Here is a 2,042-nt window from a genome sequence, read left to right as displayed (position 1 = left end):
CGGGCACCGCGGGCGCCGCGCGGGCCAGCGCGAGCACGCCGTCGAGATCGACGTAGCGCTCGGTCGCCGCGGCCAGCGTGGCCAGCGCCTCACGGGTGCGCCCCTCGCGCTCGCCTGCGGGCACGAGGCCCAGGTGGCGCTCGGGCGCGGTCACGTGGTCGTCGCGGCGCAGCGCGCCCACGACGGGGACCCCCAGCGGCGCGAGCGCCTCGCGCAGCAGCGTCTCGTGGGTGTCCGAGCCGACGCGGTTGAAGATCACGCCCGCGACGTCGATCTGCGGGTCGAAGGTGCGATAGCCGTGGACGATGGCCGCCGCCGAGCGCGCCATCGACGAGGCGTCGACCACGAGCAGCACGGGTGCGTCCAGGAGCTTGGCCACGTGGCCGGTGGAGGCCAGCTCGCCGCGCCCCGAGGCGCCGTCGAAGAGGCCCATGACGCCCTCGACCACCGCTACGTCGGCACCCGCGCCGCCGTGGCGCACCAGCGGGGCCATCAGCTCCGGGCCGCTGAGGAACGCGTCGAGGTTGCGCCCGGGGCGCCCCGAGGCCAGCGCGTGGTAGCTGGGGTCGATGTAGTCGGGGCCGACCTTGAAGCCCTGCACGCCCAGGCCCCGCGCGCGCAGGGCGCCGATCAGCCCGCAGGCCACGGTGGTCTTGCCCGCGCCCGAGCTGGTGCCGGCGACGACGACCCGCGGGATCACCACTCGATCCCCTGCTGGGCGCGGATCCCGGCGTCGATCGGGTGCTTGACCTTGATGACCTCGGAGACCAGGTCGGCGGCCTCGATGAGCTCGGGCGCCGCGTCGCGGCCGGTGAAGATGACGTGCTGGAAGCCCGGGCGCTCCCCGACGGTGCGCACGACCTCTCCGACGTCGATCCAGCCCCACTTCATGGGGTAGGTGATCTCGTCGAGCAGGAGGAACTCGTAGCGCTCCTCGGCCAGCGCGCGGCGCACCTCGGCCCAGCCCTCGCGGGCCATGTCGGCGGACTCGTCGAGGTCGCGCGACAGCCAGCTCCAGCCGTCGCCCATCTTCTCCCAGTCGATCCCGCCCAGCGCGCGGGCGGCCTTCTCCTCCCCGACCTTCCACTTGCCCGACTTGACGAACTGGAAGACCCCGCAGCGGTGCCCGCGCGCCCACGAGCGCATGAGCATCCCGAACGCCGACGTGCTCTTGCCCTTGCCCGTGCCGGTGAGGACGATGGTCAGCGGCCGGTCGCGCGGCTTGCGGCGCTTGGGCTCGGCGCTGCCCCGGTCGCCGGGTCGGTGGGGGACGTCGACGTCCTGGTGCTTGGCCAGGGCGTCACGGGCCGGGGGTTGCGTCACGCCGCCCTCCTGAGGGTAGGTGCCGGCTCGAGCAGCGGATGCAGGTCCCCGCCGGCCGCGGCCGCCAGTGCGCCGGCCAGGCCGAGGCGCACCCGGCCCTCCTCGGTGTCCACCACGTGCACCGCCGCGGCGGTGCGCCCCAGGCGCGCGGCGGCGGCGCGCACCGCGCCGTCGGTGTCGGCGACGCGCCCGTCGGTGAGCACGACGGCCACCGAGCGACGGTGCTGCTCGCGCACCGCCTCGCGGCGCACGAGCAGCGTGGCGGCGTCCAGCCCCGCCGCCAGCGGCGTGCGCCCGCCGGTGGCCAGGTCGCGCAGGGCAGCGGCCGCACGCTCGATCGGCGCGCCCGGTGTGACGAGCACGTGGGCGTCGCCGTCGCGGAAGGCCACCACGGCGACGCGGTCCCGACGCGCGTAGGCGTCGCGCAGCAGCTCCACCAGTGCACCCTTCACCCGCGCCAGGCGCCGGCGCGCGCCCATCGAGCCACTCGCATCGACGACCAGGCACAGCAGCGCGCCCTCGCGGCCGGCGCGCACGTGCTCGCGCAGCCCGCGCTCGCCCAGCAGCCGGGCACGCAGGCTGGCCACCAGCGCGAGGTCGTCGCCCCCCTCGGGAGCGGGGCGGCTGTCGATCGCTCCAGCGGCGGGGGAGGAGGTGCGCCCACGGCGGCCCGCGGGGCCGCGGCCGCTGCCGGCGAGGCGCAGTGCAGCGAGGGGAAG

At 76.5% G+C, this 2,042-nt stretch carries 3 protein-coding genes; all 3 read right to left on the bottom strand.

Going from position 1 to position 2,042, the window contains the following annotated elements; all coding sequences use genetic code 11:
* On the bottom strand, positions 1-700 hold a 700-nt coding region (locus tag KY462_16990; protein ID MBW3579395.1), incomplete at its 3' end, for a cobyrinate a,c-diamide synthase.
* Positions 697-1,296 (bottom strand): cob(I)yrinic acid a,c-diamide adenosyltransferase, encoded by a 600-nt coding sequence (gene cobO / locus KY462_16985; GenBank protein MBW3579394.1) that lies wholly within the window; start codon positions 1,294-1,296, stop codon positions 697-699. The genes KY462_16990 and cobO, both read right to left, overlap by 4 nt.
* Before the next feature lie 23 nt (positions 1,297-1,319).
* A partial coding sequence (locus tag KY462_16980) for a VWA domain-containing protein (GenBank protein MBW3579393.1) occupies positions 1,320-2,042 on the bottom strand: 723 nt, incomplete at its 5' end.

It is taken from the genome of Actinomycetota bacterium (assembly GCA_019347675.1).
Lineage (GTDB): Bacteria > Actinomycetota > Nitriliruptoria > Nitriliruptorales > JAHWKO01 > JAHWKW01.
The sequence above is the reverse complement of the archived record's forward strand: the minus strand, read 5'-3'. Positions and strand labels throughout refer to the sequence as shown.